The organism is Bradyrhizobium sp., assembly GCF_028868675.1.
GTDB lineage: Bacteria > Pseudomonadota > Alphaproteobacteria > Rhizobiales > Xanthobacteraceae > Bradyrhizobium.
Genome location: NZ_JAGWUA010000127.1, coordinates 1 through 14,282 on the forward strand (window position 1 = coordinate 1; position 14,282 = coordinate 14,282).

Annotated in this window: 16 protein-coding genes and 1 pseudogene; 11 read left to right on the forward strand and 6 right to left on the reverse strand. The window is 65.2% G+C overall.

The genetic code is table 11. From position 1 onward, the window contains the following. Nucleotides 1-5: 5 nt before the first annotated feature. A complete protein-coding gene (locus KGM94_RS16640) occupies nucleotides 6-572 on the reverse strand; it encodes an adenylate/guanylate cyclase domain-containing protein (RefSeq protein ID WP_300261361.1) in 567 nt (188 codons plus the stop codon). On the opposite strand from KGM94_RS16640, the gene KGM94_RS16645 reads away from it, so the two are divergent. Then, nucleotides 571-783: a hypothetical protein gene (locus KGM94_RS16645; RefSeq protein ID WP_300261364.1), complete on the forward strand. Its 213-nt coding sequence runs from the start codon at nucleotides 571-573 to the stop codon at nucleotides 781-783. The two genes, KGM94_RS16640 and KGM94_RS16645, sit on opposite strands and share 2 nt — an antisense overlap. Before the next feature lie 56 nt (nucleotides 784-839). Here the strand turns inward: KGM94_RS16645 and KGM94_RS16650 are convergent, their stop codons facing one another. Further along, nucleotides 840-1,106 (reverse strand): PilZ domain-containing protein, encoded by a 267-nt coding sequence (locus KGM94_RS16650; RefSeq protein ID WP_300261367.1) that lies wholly within the window; start codon nucleotides 1,104-1,106, stop codon nucleotides 840-842. A 435-nt stretch (nucleotides 1,107-1,541) separates the two neighbouring features. Next, nucleotides 1,542-2,330: a Spy/CpxP family protein refolding chaperone gene (locus KGM94_RS16655; RefSeq protein ID WP_300261370.1), complete on the reverse strand. Its 789-nt coding sequence runs from the start codon at nucleotides 2,328-2,330 to the stop codon at nucleotides 1,542-1,544. Between the two features lie 427 nt (nucleotides 2,331-2,757). Between KGM94_RS16655 and KGM94_RS16660 the strand changes: the two genes are divergently transcribed. The 9 genes from KGM94_RS16660 to KGM94_RS16700 all read left to right on the forward strand — a co-directional run bounded on the left by KGM94_RS16660 (nucleotide 2,758) and on the right by KGM94_RS16700 (nucleotide 12,126). Continuing rightward, complete coding sequence (locus tag KGM94_RS16660) at nucleotides 2,758-4,098, forward strand: extracellular solute-binding protein (RefSeq protein WP_300261375.1); 1,341 nt, start codon at nucleotides 2,758-2,760, stop codon at nucleotides 4,096-4,098. Nucleotides 4,099-4,218: 120 nt separating this feature from the next. Continuing rightward, nucleotides 4,219-5,157, forward strand: coding sequence for a sugar ABC transporter permease (locus tag KGM94_RS16665; protein ID WP_300261379.1), 939 nt, complete (start codon nucleotides 4,219-4,221; stop codon nucleotides 5,155-5,157). Next, nucleotides 5,157-6,068 (forward strand): carbohydrate ABC transporter permease, encoded by a 912-nt coding sequence (locus KGM94_RS16670; protein ID WP_300261382.1) that lies wholly within the window; start codon nucleotides 5,157-5,159, stop codon nucleotides 6,066-6,068. The genes KGM94_RS16665 and KGM94_RS16670 overlap by 1 nt, the downstream gene beginning before the upstream one ends. A gap of 20 nt (nucleotides 6,069-6,088) precedes the next feature. Continuing rightward, a complete protein-coding gene (ugpC, locus tag KGM94_RS16675) occupies nucleotides 6,089-7,189 on the forward strand; it encodes a sn-glycerol-3-phosphate ABC transporter ATP-binding protein UgpC (RefSeq protein WP_300261387.1) in 1,101 nt (366 codons plus the stop codon). 33 nt (nucleotides 7,190-7,222) lie between these two features. After that, nucleotides 7,223-8,212 carry a hydroxyacid dehydrogenase gene (locus KGM94_RS16680; RefSeq protein ID WP_300261390.1) on the forward strand — a complete coding sequence of 330 codons (990 nt, stop codon included), beginning with the start codon at nucleotides 7,223-7,225 and terminating at the stop codon, nucleotides 8,210-8,212. Between the two features lie 77 nt (nucleotides 8,213-8,289). Continuing rightward, a complete protein-coding gene (locus KGM94_RS16685; protein WP_300261411.1) occupies nucleotides 8,290-9,714 on the forward strand; it encodes an amidase in 1,425 nt (474 codons plus the stop codon). A gap of 100 nt (nucleotides 9,715-9,814) precedes the next feature. Continuing rightward, a complete protein-coding gene (locus KGM94_RS16690; RefSeq protein ID WP_300261393.1) occupies nucleotides 9,815-10,237 on the forward strand; it encodes a hypothetical protein in 423 nt (140 codons plus the stop codon). A 129-nt stretch (nucleotides 10,238-10,366) separates the two neighbouring features. Further along, on the forward strand, nucleotides 10,367-11,149 hold the full coding sequence (locus KGM94_RS16695) for a transporter substrate-binding domain-containing protein (RefSeq protein WP_300261396.1): 783 nt from the start codon (nucleotides 10,367-10,369) through the stop codon (nucleotides 11,147-11,149). Between the two features lie 170 nt (nucleotides 11,150-11,319). Then, the gene (locus tag KGM94_RS16700; RefSeq protein ID WP_300261399.1) at nucleotides 11,320-12,126 is read left to right on the forward strand and encodes a DUF2147 domain-containing protein; all 807 of its coding nucleotides are present in this window, start codon (nucleotides 11,320-11,322) and stop codon (nucleotides 12,124-12,126) included. A 16-nt stretch (nucleotides 12,127-12,142) separates the two neighbouring features. On the opposite strand, the gene KGM94_RS16705 is transcribed toward KGM94_RS16700, so the two are convergent. Further along, nucleotides 12,143-12,955: a methyltransferase domain-containing protein gene (locus KGM94_RS16705; RefSeq protein WP_300261403.1), complete on the reverse strand. Its 813-nt coding sequence runs from the start codon at nucleotides 12,953-12,955 to the stop codon at nucleotides 12,143-12,145. A 186-nt stretch (nucleotides 12,956-13,141) separates the two neighbouring features. Here KGM94_RS16705 and KGM94_RS16710 point away from each other — a divergent pair, with 186 nt between their 5' ends. After that, on the forward strand, nucleotides 13,142-13,498 hold the full coding sequence (locus KGM94_RS16710) for a hypothetical protein (protein ID WP_300261407.1): 357 nt from the start codon (nucleotides 13,142-13,144) through the stop codon (nucleotides 13,496-13,498). Between the two features lie 25 nt (nucleotides 13,499-13,523). On the opposite strand, the gene KGM94_RS16715 is transcribed toward KGM94_RS16710, so the two are convergent. Both KGM94_RS16715 and KGM94_RS16720 read right to left on the reverse strand, forming a co-directional pair. After that, nucleotides 13,524-13,928 (reverse strand): cupin domain-containing protein, encoded by a 405-nt coding sequence (locus tag KGM94_RS16715; RefSeq protein ID WP_300261409.1) that lies wholly within the window; start codon nucleotides 13,926-13,928, stop codon nucleotides 13,524-13,526. Between the two features lie 23 nt (nucleotides 13,929-13,951). Beyond that, nucleotides 13,952-14,282: pseudogene (locus KGM94_RS16720) on the reverse strand (ribonuclease activity regulator RraA); the annotation flags it as partial.

Here is a 14,282-nt window from a genome sequence, read left to right on the forward strand (position 1 = left end):
CGCGGCTAACCGGGAAACAGCGTTACCGGTTGCTGAAAGCCCTTCAAGACATGTTCGTAGCCAATCCCGGTGACCATGTCTCTGGTCCGCTTCCGTACCGCCTCGGTTACCAGAATTTGGCCCGACTTCGCGGCCGCCTGGGCGCGCGCGGCCCGATTGACCACGGTTCCGACCGCCGTCAGGTCGCGGTGCGTGTGGCCGAACTCGCCGAAATTGGTGTCGCCGCTGTCGATGCCTATTCCGATGCCGATCTCGCGGCCGCCTGCCCCGATCGAGCGCATCAATTCGTCGCGTCTGCCGGCGAAGCGCCGCTGAATCTCCCGCGCGGCCAACAACGCCTGCGCGGCGTGATCGGCCTGCCGCACGGGAAAATTGAAGATCGCCAACACTGCGTCTCCGATCGTCTTGTTCAGGAGCCCGTCATAGCGCCAGATCGCGGCGGCGCAGTCGTCGTAGAACGCATCGAGCAGCGAGGTCAGCGCGACCTGATCGAGGCTCTGGGTCAGAGCCGTGTAGCCGCGCAGATCCGCAAACATCACGGTGGCATCGATGGTGACGGCACGGGCCTTCATGACCCGCGTGAACGCCATCTCGCAGATCGTGCAGGTGTTCGGATTCATGCGGCTCGGCCTGATGCCGAACAGTCGAAATGGCGCAGACAGCGGCCCGCGCAACGGAATCGGCACGTGCATGTTCTGCCAGCAGCCGAGACAGATTATTGCAGGCTCCGGCGTCATCGTGACCTCGCCGCATGATCGTCCCAGCCACCGCGCCGGAGCCTAGCACCATTGCAGCACGGGCGCAGGACCATCCCCGGACTTTGCGGGGTGTCCGCCCGATCAGCCGCGGCCGGCGTCGCCCGGCTCGTCGACGAAGGCCAGTCCGATCCGGTTCTTCTGAATCCAGATCACGCGGCAGTCGCGAACCGACGAGTCCTTTGCCATGACGAGGCGAAAGCGTTGGGGAACGAAGGCGGGATTGTCGACGTCGATGGCCGCGCCTGCGGGCGAGATGTTGCGTAGCACGCAGCTCATGACTGAGCCGCCGGAGGAGACATAGGCCCGTTCCTCGATCTGGGTGCGGGTGTGTTTTCGCTTCTCGTCCATGAGCCTTCTGCCTTGGCGACGGGCAGAAGATAGGCCTAAAGCCTAAACAAATCGGACATATAGGCAGTCTTCATTGTGCGGTGCGGGCAGTCATTGGCGTCGATGGATGCGAGGCCGCTGCAATCCGGCGATGCGTCCCGGTTCCATACAACGCCTCGACTCGGCCATCAGTCAGGCGTGAATCGGTCCGCTTTTCTTCAACTTCACGTGACGAATTTGAGGGGCCGCGCCGCTGCGGCAGGATAGTCGGGCGCCGCGCTTTCCACCTACCCCAGGGTGCGGATGCCCGGCTATTCGCGGCGCGGCTCCGCGTCGCGGATACCGTGGATCGGTGGCCCCGAACAAGCTGTTCGGCGCAACTTTCGTTGCGTTGCAAGGTCAGGAGCGCGCCTCGGTTCCGGCGCTGGCTTGGCGTTTCGACTTGCGCCGCCGGTTCTAGTCCAGCCCGCGCTCGTGACTGAGACGAACCATCTCCTGGATGAAGACCTCCTTCTGCTTGTCGTCCAGGCTGGAGTAGAGCGGCTCGGCGGCATCGGCCACGCTGCGCTGGTCGGCGGCCCGGTCGATCAGGAACTGGGCCTCGTTCCGCATCTGCTCGATGATGTCGTCGGGCGGATCGCGCTTGGCGCGCGCTATCCTCAGGTTGAGCCGCTCTGCACCATTATGCCCGAGGTAGTGCATCGCGCTCGAGAAGCCGTACCAGTGCTTCTCCTGCTCGGGCGTGAGATTCAACTCGGTCTTGATGCGCTCGATGTAGGAATCGCTGTTGGCGACGATCTGATCGGCCGTGAGTTGCGGAGCTCCGTTTTGCGTGAGGACCGCGACGTCCCTGGTGTCCTTGGCGGCCTTGGCCTCCTTGCTCGTCTTGGCGCCCTTGCCCCGCTTGGCGCTGTCCTTGGAATTGTCTTTGGCATCGTCCTTCGCGCCATTGGCGGTCTTGCCGGCGCCTTGCTGCTGCTTCGCGTTGCCGGCCGCCGGCGTCTGGTTGTTGTTGCCGACGCCCAGCACGCCGGTGAAGACGCCAACCACGCCGCCGATGGCGCCGCCAAGCACGCCGCCGACAGGACCCGCGGCCTTGTTGCCGGCCGCAGCTCCCTCCTGAACGCCTTTGACCAGCCCTTGCGCGTTCGCGACTGCGGCGGCTCCGAGCAACAGCGCTACGATTGACCCAAACGCAAACCATCGTCGCAGGCGAAGCCGTGCTGGCGGCGCCGGGTTGATCATTCTCGTCTCCATCGTCGATTTGTCAGTCGGCTGTTGGGAATGCAGGGGTCGTCGAGGTGGAACTGTAACGTCTTCGTCGCGAGCCGGTCTACTCGTGCGCCAGATTGCCGCGCCTGAAAAGCTCTTACGTGCGAATTGCTTATAGAGCCGCGATCCGAACTGCGGCGTAATTGCGCACCTCGCCGAGCCCGACCCTTGTGTGCGTCGCAAAAGGGGCCATCCCGGTTCATCGTCGCCCTCTGTCGGCCGTGCAGCCTGCCTCCAATTTGCACACAACGTTAGTTTTAGAAATGACACGTTTGGATTTCTCGACAGACGCGATCAATTCTGCTCTGATCGCGCTACCAATTCTCTGCGCCGCACGCGCAAGGCGACGGCGCCAAGAAGAAGAAAAGGAAAACAATAAACACCAAAGCGAGGAAACGAGATGTCACGCAAGAAGCTTACGCGACGACAATTTGTGGCTGCCACCGCGGCGACCTCCGCGGCAATGATCACCGCGCCTTACGTTCGCGGCGCTTACGCGGCCGGCAAGCTGTCGATGGCCTTCTGGGACCATTGGGTTCCCGGCGCCAACAAGGCCTCGACCGACCTCTGCAATGAATGGGCTGCCAAGGAGAAGGTCGACCTCACGATCGACTACATCACCAGCCAGGGCAACAAGAACATCCTGACCATCGCCGCGGAAGCGCAGGCGAAATCCGGCCACGACATCTTCCAGATGCCGACATGGTGGCCACACGCCAATGCCGAGAACATCGAGCCCGTGAACGACGTCATGGACGCGTTGATCAAGCAGAACGGCGAGGTGAACGGAACGGTCAAATATCTCGGCCAGGCCGGCGGCAAATGGCTCGGCGTTCCGGCCTGCGTCGGCAGCCAGATCAAGGGCCCCTGCTCGCGCATCGACCTGATGAAGAAGTTCGCCAACATCGACGTGCAGGCGATGTATCCGGCCGGCGGTCCTCCGAAAGCGGACAACTGGACGCTCGACACGTTCCTGAAGGCCGCGGAAGCCTGCTACAAGGGCGGCGTGCCGTTCGGCATCGGTCTCGGCGAGACCTCCGACTGCGTCGATACCGCCGGCGCGATCTTCCAGTCGTTCGGCGGGCATCTCGTCGACGCCAAGGGCAATCTTACCGTGAAGACCGACGAGGTGCGCCAGGCGCTCGACTATTACAAGAAGCTGATCGCCTTCCTGCCGCCGGACGTCTCGGCGTGGGACGACGCCTCCAACAACAAATGGCTGGTGTCCGGCAAGGGCGCACTGATCATGAACCCGCCGAGCGCCTGGGCGGTCGCCAAGCGCGATGCGCCGCAGGTTGCCGAGCAGTGCTGGACCCACGGGTTCCCGTCGGGACCGAAGGGACGCTTTGCACCGTTCCTGCCGTTCTTCTGGTCGCTGTGGAGCTTCTCGAAGAACAAGGAGGCCGCCAAGAGCCTGCTGCTCCATCTGTCGCAACCGGCCTCGGTCGAGAAGATGGTGGTCGCGAGCGGCGGCTACGATCTGCCGGCGTTCGAAAATCTCACCAAGTTGAAGGTCTGGGCGGAGGAGGGCCCGCCGAAGGGCACGCTCTTCCACTATCCCGATCCCTACAAGCATCAGACGCTGTCGATCGCGGCTTCTCCGGCGCCGCCGAAGATCGCGCAGCAGATCTACTTCCAGGCCACGCTGACCAAGATGTGCCTGCGCTATGCGCAGGGCGAAGCGATGGAAAAGACGCTCGCCTGGGCCGAAGGCGAGTGCGAAGGCTTCATGCGGAGCTAGAGCCTGTTCCTTGGCGGCGGGCGGCGCGGATCGGCGCCGCCCGCCGCATCGATCTCCAACACGCGCAAGCGGCGGCCCGCTCGGCTGCCGCGGCGGCGCGCAGCACCAGGGATTGCCAACATGGCCGACGTCGCATTTGAGCAAAGTCGCATCGCCTCTGCTGGCGGCGTGCGCAGGCGCACGAGCCTGCACAACGCTCTGAAACGCAAGTCGACGATGGCGTTCCTGATGACGCTGCCCTTGATCCTGCTGATCCTGCTGCTGGTGGTCTACCCGGCGTTCTACGCCGTGCACCTGGCGACGCTGAACAAGTCGATGGCGCGCTTCGTCGGATTTGGCAATTTCGAGTTCCTGTTCAAGCGCGAGACCTTCTGGCTGGTCGTCAAGCAATCCTGCATCTTCGCGATCTCGGCCGTGTTCTTCAAGGCGCTGATCGGCTTCATCGTCGCGCACTTCGTCCACAACGTGCCGGCGAAGGGCCAGCGCAAATGGCGCGGCATGCTGCTCGTGCCCTGGGTGATCCCACCCGCGATGAGCACGCTGGCGTGGCTGTGGCTGTTCGACCCCTCCTACAGCGCGTTCAACTATACCCTGTCGGCGTTCGGCATCGGGCCGATCCCCTGGACCGGCGACGCGGGCTGGGCGCGCTTCTCCGTCATTCTCGTCAACATCTGGTACGGCGCGCCGTTCTTCATGATCATGTACCTGGCCGCGCTGAAATCGGTCCCCGAGCAGCTCTACGAGGCGGCCGCGATCGACGGGGCCAACTGGTGGCAGCGCATCTGGTACGTGACGCTGCCGATGATGCGCAACATCATTGCGATCACCGCCCTGTTCTCGCTCATCGTGACCTTCGCCAATTTCGACATCGTGCGCATCCTGACCTCGGGCGGACCGCTCGATCACACCCATATCTTCGCGACCTGGGCGTTCCGCGTCGGCATCGAGGGCAGCGACATCCCGCTCGGCGCCAGCGTCTCGCTGTTCATGGTGCCGATCCTCGCCGTGGCCGCGATCTTCATCCTGCGCGATGTGACCAAACGGGGGAATGAGGCCTGATGAGCACGATGGCAATCGACAAGGCCGGACCGAGCCGCAAGGTCAAATACGGCAGCATGAGCCGCGACCGCACCTGGGCGCTGCGCTGGTCGTATTTTTTCCTCTGCATCTTCGCGATCTTTTCTCTGGTGCCCCCGATCTACATGCTGATCACCTCGCTCAAGAGCAGCGCGGAGATTTCGGCGGCGACCAATCCGTGGTGGGTGTTCCATCCAACCCTGTCGAACTATGCCGAACTGCTCGGCTCGAACCAGTACTTGCGGTTCTTCCTCAACTCCGCGCTGGTCTCGATCTTCGTCGTCACCATCACGATGCTGATCAGCGTGCCGGCGGCCTTCGCGCTGGCGCGGATGAAATTCTGGGGCTCGGCGACGCTCGCCACCGGCGTCTTCCTGACCTACCTCATCCCCGACACCCTGCTGTTCATCCCGCTGTTCAAGATGTTCGCAGTGATCGGCGACTGGACCGGAATCCAGCTCATCAATCGATGGTACGTGCTGCTCTTCATCTATCCGACGCTCACGGTGCCGTTCTGCACCTGGATCATGATCGGCTATTTCGCCTCGATCCCGAAGGAGCTGGATGAAGCCGCCATCATCGACGGTGCCTCATGGTTCCAGACCCTGACGCGCATCTTCATCCCGGTCGCCCTGCCCGGCCTGATCGCCGCCACCATCTTCGCCTTTACCGCGTCGTGGGCGCAGTTCCTGTACCCGATGGTCTTCACGACCTCGGTCGATCAGCTGGTCCTGCCCGCGGGCATCATCACGACCCTGATCAAGGGAGACGTCTTCAACTGGGGCCAGATCATGACCGGCGCGCTGCTCGGCGCGGCTCCGCCGCTGATCATCTACGCCTTCCTGATGGACTACTACATCGCCGGCCTGACCGCCGGCGCGACAAAGGGTTGAAATCGAGGGGTCGAAGTCTCATGGCTGACGTTACGTTGCGGAAGGTGATCAAGCGTTACGACGACGTCGAGGCGGTGCGCGGCATCGATCTCGACATCTCCGACCACGAGTTCATCGTGCTGGTCGGCCCTTCCGGTTGCGGCAAGTCGACGACGCTGCGCATGATCGCGGGGCTCGAGGACATCACCGACGGCGACATCATGATCGGCGGCGACGTCGTCAACGACGTGCCGCCGAAGGATCGCGACATCGCGATGGTGTTCCAGAACTACGCGCTTTATCCCCACATGACGGTGGCGGAGAACATGTCCTTCGGATTGCGGCTGAAGCACTACCCGAAGGCCGAGATCAAGGCGCGGGTGACGGAAGCCGCCCGCCTCCTCGACATCACCGACCTGATCGACCGCAAGCCGAAGCAGCTCTCCGGCGGCCAACGCCAGCGCGTCGCGATGGGGCGCGCGATCGTGCGCAATCCCAAGGTCTTCCTGTTCGACGAGCCGCTGTCCAATCTCGACGCCAAGCTGCGCGTGCAGATGCGCATCGAGATCAAGAAGGTGCACCAGAAGGTGCGCACCACGACGGTCTACGTCACCCACGACCAGGTCGAGGCGATGACCTTGGCCGACCGCGTCGTCGTGATGAACCATGGCCGCATCGAGCAGATCGGTACGCCGAACGAGCTCTATCACAAGCCGGCGACGCGCTTCGTGGCGGGCTTCATCGGATCGCCGGCGATGAATTTCCTGCCGTGCCGACTCGAGGAGGTCGGCGGCAAGCTCAATCTGCGCCTGACCGACCGCATCGCCTTCCCGCTGCCGCCGGCCCGCGCGGCCCGCTACAACGCCCTGCCGCGCAGCGAACTCCTGCAGCTCGGCATCCGGCCCGAACACATCACCGAGTCGCATGGGCATCTGGAGCCCGGCGTCGAGAGCTTCGACACGGTGCTCGACGTCACCGAGCCGATGGGCATGGAGACGCTGGTGTATTTCGGGCTCGATGGAGTGGCGGTCTGCGGCCGAGTCAATCCGAATGCCGGCGCCCAGGACGGGGCTCCCATGCGCCTGGCGATGGACCTCAACAACATGCACCTGCTAAACGAGACGACGGGCGTCGTGCTGTGACGGCCGGACAACAATGCGAAGCAGGCGGGGGAAATGACGACCAACAAGAAGAAAATCTTCATCACGCAAACTTTGTCGCAAGGTGCCCGGGCTCTCCTCAATCAACGTGACGACATCGAGCTCGTCGAGTTTCCGAACCTGATTTCGGCCAGGGACTTCGTGGCGATGCTCTCGCAGCATGCGCCGGTCCACGGCGTCGCGCTGGGAGCCACGAGCTTCGGGGAAGCCGAGCTCGAAGCCTCGAAGGACATGAAGGTGGTGACCCGTATCGGCGTCGGCTACGACGCGGTCGACGTGCCCGCACTGTCACGCCGCAAGGTCCCGTTGATGGTGGCGGGCACCGCGAACTCGCCGTCCGTCGCCGAGCAGGCTCTGTTCATGATGCTCATGCTCGCCAAGCGCGCCGTCGAAATGGACGCGATGGTCAAGGAGGGAACCTGGCCGCACCGGCTCGGCAAGCTGCCCTTCGACCTCTACGGCAAGACGGTGCTCATCGTCGGCTTTGGCCGCATTGGCACGCGCACCGCAAAGCGCTGCCTGGCCATGGAGATGGACGTCCTGGTCCACGATCCCTACAAGGCCGCCGCCGACGTCAGGGGCGCCGGCTGCGAGCCGGTCTCCGACCTCGACGCGGCGCTGCCCCGGGCCGATTTCGTCACCCTGCACTGCCCGAAGACGCCGGAAACGGTCGGCATGATGAACGCGGCCCGCATCGGCCGGATGAAGCCGACGGCCTATCTGATCAACACCGCCCGCGGCGGAATCGTCGTCGAGAAGGATCTCCACGCGGCCCTCTCGTCGGGCAAGCTGGCCGGCGCCGGCCTCGACGTGTTCGAACAGGAGCCGCCCGCAACCAGCAATCCCCTGTTCGCGCTTCCCAACGTCATCACCGCGCCGCACGTCGCCGGCGTCACGGTCGAGGCGGTCGACCGCATGAGCGAGCAGACCGCGCGCAACATCCTCAGCGCGCTGGACGGCGATCCGATCCGCCACAACGTCATCAATCAGGACGTGCTCGCCTGACCGAGCGGCCGGCTGGCCCAGCGGCGGCGGGAATGATCCCGACGCCGTATCCTCAACTCCTGCCGATGGGAATTTTGATGGGCTTCAAGGACTACGGCAAATATGACGCGGTCGGTCTCGCCGGCCTGGTGCGCAGCAAGGATGTGAGCGCGACGGAACTGCTGGACGAAGCGATCGCGCGGACCGAAAAGATCGATCCGAAAATCAACGCCGTCGTCGTCAAGCATTACGACCATGCGCGTCAGCAGATCGCCCGGGGACTTCCCGCCGGCCCCTTCACCGGCGTGCCGTTCGTCCTGAAAGATCTGGAACTGCTGCAGGGCACACGCACGACGTTCGGCGCCAGCATCTACCAGAACGACGTTGCCGACCACAGCGGCACCCTGGCGCAGCGCTTTCTCGACGCCGGCCTGACGATCTTCGGCAAGAGCTCCAGTCCGGAGTTCGGCCTGATGCCGACGACGGAGTCGCGCCTGTTCGGGCCGACCCGCAACCCCTGGAATCCCAACCACTCCACCGGCGGATCGTCGGGCGGCGCCGCGGCCGTCGTGGCCGCGCGCATCCTGCCGGTGGCGCATGCCAGCGACGGTGGCGGGTCGATCCGCATTCCGGCCTCGGCCTGCGGTGTGTTCGGCATGAAGCCGACGCGGGCGCGCAATCCGCTCGGTCCCGACCGCGGCCAGGGCTGGGCCGGATTCTCCTGCGCCCATGTCGTCAGCATCAGCGTGCGCGACAGCGCTGCGATGATGGATGCGATCTGCGGGCCGGAATTGTCCAGCCCCTATGTCGCTCCGCCGCCGGAGCGGCCATTCGCAGAAGAGGTCCGGCGGGAGCCGGGCCGGCTGCGCATCGCCTTTACCGACCGCTCGCCCTATGGCGACGCCATCGATCCCGAAGTCGCAGCCGCGGTTCGCGACACGGCCCGCCTGCTGGAAGGGCTCGGTCACCACGTCGAAGAGCGCGCGCCGGTCCTCCCGGCCGATCCTGCGCTGGTCATGACGGCGATCGTCAGCGCCAACACGGCGTTCGCCGTGAAGCTCGCGGAAATGCGCTTCGGGCGCGCCATGACGGATCGCGATTTCGAGGTGCTGACGCTCGTGAGCGCCATGCGGGCCTCGGCAATCGGCGCGGCCGACTACATCGCCGCCGAGATCGATGCGTTCCGCATTTCGCGCGCACTCGCCGAATTCATGCAGGGATTCGACGTCTTCCTGGCGCCGACGCTCTGCACCCCGCCGCTGCGGATCGGCGAACTCAATACGATGGGCCCGGACCTGTCGCACGTCGCCCCGACCTTGCGGCGCTACATCCCGGGGACCGGCATGTTCAACATGTCGGGCCAGCCGGCGATGTCGGTGCCGCTCGCCTGGAGCAAGGCGGAATTGCCGCTCGGCATGATGTTCGCCGCGCGCTTCGGCGACGAGGCGACGCTGTTCCGCCTCGCCGGCCAGCTCGAGCAGGCCTGCCCCTGGAAGGACAAGGTGCCGCCAATTTCGGCCTGATCGAGCCCAAACTCAGCCGTATTCGCAGGCGAATAAATAAGGCGGGCCGCGCCGGCATTGGGACAGAGTCGCCGGCCGCGCTGCGCCGGAGGATGGACCCTTGTCAGATATCGACCCGACCGATCACGCTCTGGCGACGATCGCCAGTATTCTCGAGCACCCCGAGCCCGCCCGTGAAGCCGCAAGGCCGGTCGCCGCCGAACCCGCGGCGGTCGACGAACAGCCCCTGGTGCCGGAGCCCGGCGATGCCGACGGCTATACCAAGCTCGGTCCCGGTCCGATGGAGGCAATCCGCTTGCGCTGGACCGTACGGCGGGGTGAGGACGGCGGCTACTACGTCGAGGAAACCATCGGAGAGACCTCCGCGCCCGTCGTGACCGGCCCGATGAGCGGCGAAGCCGCCGTGCGGCTGGCCGACGAGCGTCAAAGCGACGCTCATCACCGCTTCGAGGTGCTGCGTAACGAAATCGCGGGCCGTGGCAAGGTGGCCGAACTGGTCCGCAAGGGCGGCGGCGAGGCCTGAGCCCTCTCGTCTTCCAAAGACAATTCTTCTTCGATTCCTTCTCGCGATTCCTTCTCGCCTGCCGCCGACATCTGGTCTAAATCGCTCCCGCGAAACGCAAGATGACGGCTCACGCGAGGGTGGAAAGAGATGATCGTTCGGATATTGGCCGGCCTGGCTGCAATTCTCCTGGTGACCTTTTCGGCCGAGGCACAGCAGCCCGCGCCCTCGCGGCTCGATGAGATCGTCAAGCGCGGGACGCTCCGCGTCGGCATGACCGGCGATTACCTGCCCTTCACCTATCTCGACAAGTCGACCCAGACGTTCCGCGGCTTCGACGTCGACATGGCGGAGGCCCTGGGCAAGGCGCTCGGCGTCAAGGTCGAATATGTCCCGACCGCTTGGCCGAAGCTGATGAAGGATTTCGAGGCCGATCAGTTCGATATCGCCATGGGCGGCGTCTCGATCACGCTGGATCGCCAGAAGAAGGGGCTGTTTTCCACGCCCATCATGCGCGAGGGCAAGACACCGATCTCGCGCTGCACCGACGTCGCCAAATACCAGACGCTCGCCGACATCGACAAGAAGGGCACGCGGGTGATCGTCAATCCCGGCGGCACCAACGAGCGCTTTGCCCGCGCCCACATCAAGGACGCCGCGATCAGCGTCCATGGCGACAACGTCACGATCTTCGACGAGATCGCCAAGGGCAACGCCGACCTGATGATGACGGACGCGTCCGAGACGCGCTACCAGCAGAAGCAGCACCCCGGCGTGCTCTGCGCCGTGCATCCGGACAAGCCGTTCGATTTCGCCGAAAAGGCCTACTGGCTGCAGCGCGACGTCGCGCTGAAGGCCTTCGTCGACCAGTGGCTGCATCTGTCGACGGAAGACGGCAGCTTCCGCAGGATCTACGCCGCCTGGTTCGAGTAGCGCCTATGCCCAAATGACGCAGGCCTCGTCAAACTCCGGGCGGACTTGGCCGGTATTGAACCGGGGTCGAGGGGAGCACGACTCATACTCTGAAAGTGATCTGGATCACGTTTCGCAAACCGCGCGAGGCGTAAGGGTCGGCGCGGGGACCACCTGCTCAGGAGATCGAGATGAAGAGGTTGTTGGCGACGGCCGCATTCCTGCTGGCGAGCACGGCCGCCCAGGCGCAGTACAGCTTCGAATATGGCGGTCACACGATCCGCATCGATCCCGACCGCGGCACCGTGTCGATCCCCGGCATCTACGACAATACCGGCCGTGGCAAGGCGAAGAAGACCAAGAACGACGCTAAAAACGACGTCAGGACGGACCAGGACGCTGCACGCGCGCCGCAGCCGGCCGGTCCGGCGCCCGCGCCAGCCACGGCTGACCAGGCAGCCCCGGCCGCTCCCGCCGTGGCCGCTCCCGCCGTGCCGCCGGCGCCCCCGGCTTCGCCGACCACGACCGCGAACAACGCTCCGGCCGACACGGCCGTGCTGCCGCCTCCGCCCGCCCCCGCCCCCGCCGTAGCGGCTGTTCCGCCTGCGCCTGTCGCGCCTCCTCCGGCCACACCGCAGCCCCCCGTTCAGGCGGCGGCCGCTGCACCCGCGCCGGTGGCGGCGCCGGCGCGCGATCCCAATTCGCCGCTCGGGGTCTGGCTCACCGAGGAGAAGGAAGGCCGCGTCCGCATCGAGCAGTGCGGCAACAATCTCTGCGGCTACTCGGTCGACGCAAAATCCAACCAGAACGGCGAGCAGGTCCTGATCAACATGAAACCCGCCAAGGACCAGAAATGGTCCGGCCGCATCCTCGATCCCAACACCGGCTCGACCTACGATTCCACGATCGCGATGAAGGGAACGGACCGGCTGCGGGTGCAGGGCTGCGCCTTCGGCGGCATGTTCTGCGGCGGCCAGACCTGGACCCGCATGAACTGAGGCAAGCGCGTGTGATCTATCCCGAGGCCTCGATCACATGCGCCTGGATCTTCGCCGAGACCGGGCCGTCGCCGTGTCGCGCGGCGAGCACCTGCGTGGCGCGATCGGTGGCGGCCTGCAAGCCGTCCGGCTGCCTCGCCTCGATTTCGTTGCGCAAGGGTGTGCCCTGGCAATAGGCGAGCGCCGGAATGTGCGGTGACGGGGCGCTGCTCTGCGCGGCCATGGTGGTGATCCTGACGTCGGAAAATCCCGCGGCCTGCAAGTCGCTCTCGATCAGCGCGAGGTCGCAATAGCCGTGCGGCGTTCGCGCGAGAAAGCGCGGCGGATCCTGCGGAAATAATCCCGCAAGCGCGTTGGTGATGTCGTCCGCGAATACGTTCTCTTCGATCCGATCCCAGACACTGAGGATGAAGACGCCTCGGGGGCCGAGCACTCGCTTCGCCTCCCGGTAGGCCTTGATACGATCCGGAAAGAACATCGCGCCGAACTGGCAACAGACGACGTCGAACGACGCATCATCGAACGGTAAGCCTTGCGCATCGGCCTGACGCCATCGAATGCGGGTATCGTCGGCCTGGCGGCTTCGCGCATAGGCGAGCATCGGCGGATTGAGATCGGTCGCCGTGTAGGTCGCATCCGCGGGCAGGACGGCCGTGATGGCCCTCGTCACCACACCGGTGCCGGCGGCCGTCTCGAGCACTGCCTTCGGCGACCGCGCGGCCACGCGGTCGGCCATGTCATCGGCATAGGGCTGAAAAATCAGCGGAACGATATAGCGGTCGTAGTTTTCCGGGATGGAGCCGGCAAAGACCTTGTCGCTGTCGGACATCGTGCTGCCCTCTGCTTGACCCGCGAAATCTAGCAGCGAGATGCGCGGGCAGGCAGTCAATTCGATGACGCAGTGCAAAGGGACTCCAGCGCGGGGCGGCGCCGGAACTTCAGCGTGACGGCCCTCACATCGTTCCGGCTACGTCCGTGCCACGGTTGCTCCAGGTTCGACCATGGGAGGCGTGTCATGGATTATCTTCGCAAAGGGCTGTTGGCCGCGATGCTAGCCGCCGCGTTGCCGGTTGGCGCGGCGAGTGCCGCGACCAGCAGCTTCGACGGCGCCTGGAACGTTCGCATCGCCGCGACGAGCGAGGCTTGCGGCAACGGCGCGACCGTCTCGATCGGCATCAGCAACGGCCAGGTGGCATCGAGCGGCGCGGCGATCGCCGCCTCCGGCCGCGTGGTCGATGCCGGCAACATCAACGTCACCCTGGCGAGCGGCATCAAGCGCGCCGTCGGATTCGGCCGGCTCAGCGGCACGTCAGGCTCCGGCACATGGCACGGCGCCATGTGCACGGGAACGTGGACGGCGGAGCGGATATGACGCGCGTCCGGGGCATGAGACGCAATCAGCCGACCGCCGCCGCATACTCCGCGTCGGTGACCGGCTCCATCCAGTTGGAGTAGACGCCGTCGAGCGCCTCCTGCATGGCGATGTGGCACATGCTGTTGGTCGGGGAAGCGCCATGCCAGTGCTTCTCGCCCGGCGGAATCCAGACGGTGTCGCCGGGGCGGATTTCGCGAACCGGGCCGCCCTTGGCCTGGACGCGTCCCACGCCCGAGATCACGTACAGCGTCTGACCGAGCGGATGGGTGTGCCAGTTGGTGCGCGCGCCCGGCTCGAACGTCACGCGCGAGCAGTTCAGCCGCGCCGGACCCGGTGCCATGATGACCGTATCCTGCAGCACCGTGCCGGTGAAGTGCTCCTTGGGCGCGCGTCGTGTCGGCCGGGTGCCCGCGACATGGATCTCCATGGGTTGTCCTCGCTTGGTTGGCGTTATTTCTTGCTGGCGGCGTAGCGCGCCTTGGTCTCGGCGTTCATGGGATAGAGCCCCGGCAGCACCGCGCCGTTGTTCACCTCGTTGACGATCCAGGCTTCCATCCGTTCCTGCTCCGGTCCTTCCGCCAGCACATGATCGAGCAGCGCCTGCGGGATCAGCACGGCGCCGTCCTGGTCGGCGACGACGATGTCGTTCGGAAATACCGCAACGCCGCCGCAACCGATCGGCTCGCCCCATCCGACGAAGGTCAACCCGGCCACCGAGGGCGGGGCGGCGTAGCCGTCGCACCACACCGGCAGGTTGGTGCCGAGCACGCCTTCGACGTCG

Bases quoted from the DNA above. Each gene is read 5' to 3' on its own strand.
- KGM94_RS16645 (WP_300261364.1), top strand. From the start codon at position 571: ATGACCCGCGTGAACGCCATCTCGCAGATCGTGCAGGTGTTCGGATTC.
- KGM94_RS16640 (WP_300261361.1), bottom strand. From the start codon at position 572: ATGAAGGCCCGTGCCGTCACCATCGATGCCACCGTGATGTTTGCGGAT.
- KGM94_RS16650 (WP_300261367.1), bottom strand. From the start codon at position 1,106: ATGGACGAGAAGCGAAAACACACCCGCACCCAGATCGAGGAACGGGCC.
- KGM94_RS16655 (WP_300261370.1), bottom strand. From the start codon at position 2,330: ATGATCAACCCGGCGCCGCCAGCACGGCTTCGCCTGCGACGATGGTTT.
- KGM94_RS16660 (WP_300261375.1), top strand. From the start codon at position 2,758: ATGTCACGCAAGAAGCTTACGCGACGACAATTTGTGGCTGCCACCGCG.
- KGM94_RS16665 (WP_300261379.1), top strand. From the start codon at position 4,219: ATGGCCGACGTCGCATTTGAGCAAAGTCGCATCGCCTCTGCTGGCGGC.
- KGM94_RS16670 (WP_300261382.1), top strand. From the start codon at position 5,157: ATGAGCACGATGGCAATCGACAAGGCCGGACCGAGCCGCAAGGTCAAA.
- ugpC (WP_300261387.1), top strand. From the start codon at position 6,089: ATGGCTGACGTTACGTTGCGGAAGGTGATCAAGCGTTACGACGACGTC.
- KGM94_RS16680 (WP_300261390.1), top strand. From the start codon at position 7,223: ATGACGACCAACAAGAAGAAAATCTTCATCACGCAAACTTTGTCGCAA.
- KGM94_RS16685 (WP_300261411.1), top strand. From the start codon at position 8,290: ATGGGCTTCAAGGACTACGGCAAATATGACGCGGTCGGTCTCGCCGGC.
- KGM94_RS16695 (WP_300261396.1), top strand. From the start codon at position 10,367: ATGATCGTTCGGATATTGGCCGGCCTGGCTGCAATTCTCCTGGTGACC.
- KGM94_RS16700 (WP_300261399.1), top strand. From the start codon at position 11,320: ATGAAGAGGTTGTTGGCGACGGCCGCATTCCTGCTGGCGAGCACGGCC.
- KGM94_RS16705 (WP_300261403.1), bottom strand. From the start codon at position 12,955: ATGTCCGACAGCGACAAGGTCTTTGCCGGCTCCATCCCGGAAAACTAC.
- KGM94_RS16710 (WP_300261407.1), top strand. From the start codon at position 13,142: ATGGATTATCTTCGCAAAGGGCTGTTGGCCGCGATGCTAGCCGCCGCG.
- KGM94_RS16715 (WP_300261409.1), bottom strand. From the start codon at position 13,928: ATGGAGATCCATGTCGCGGGCACCCGGCCGACACGACGCGCGCCCAAG.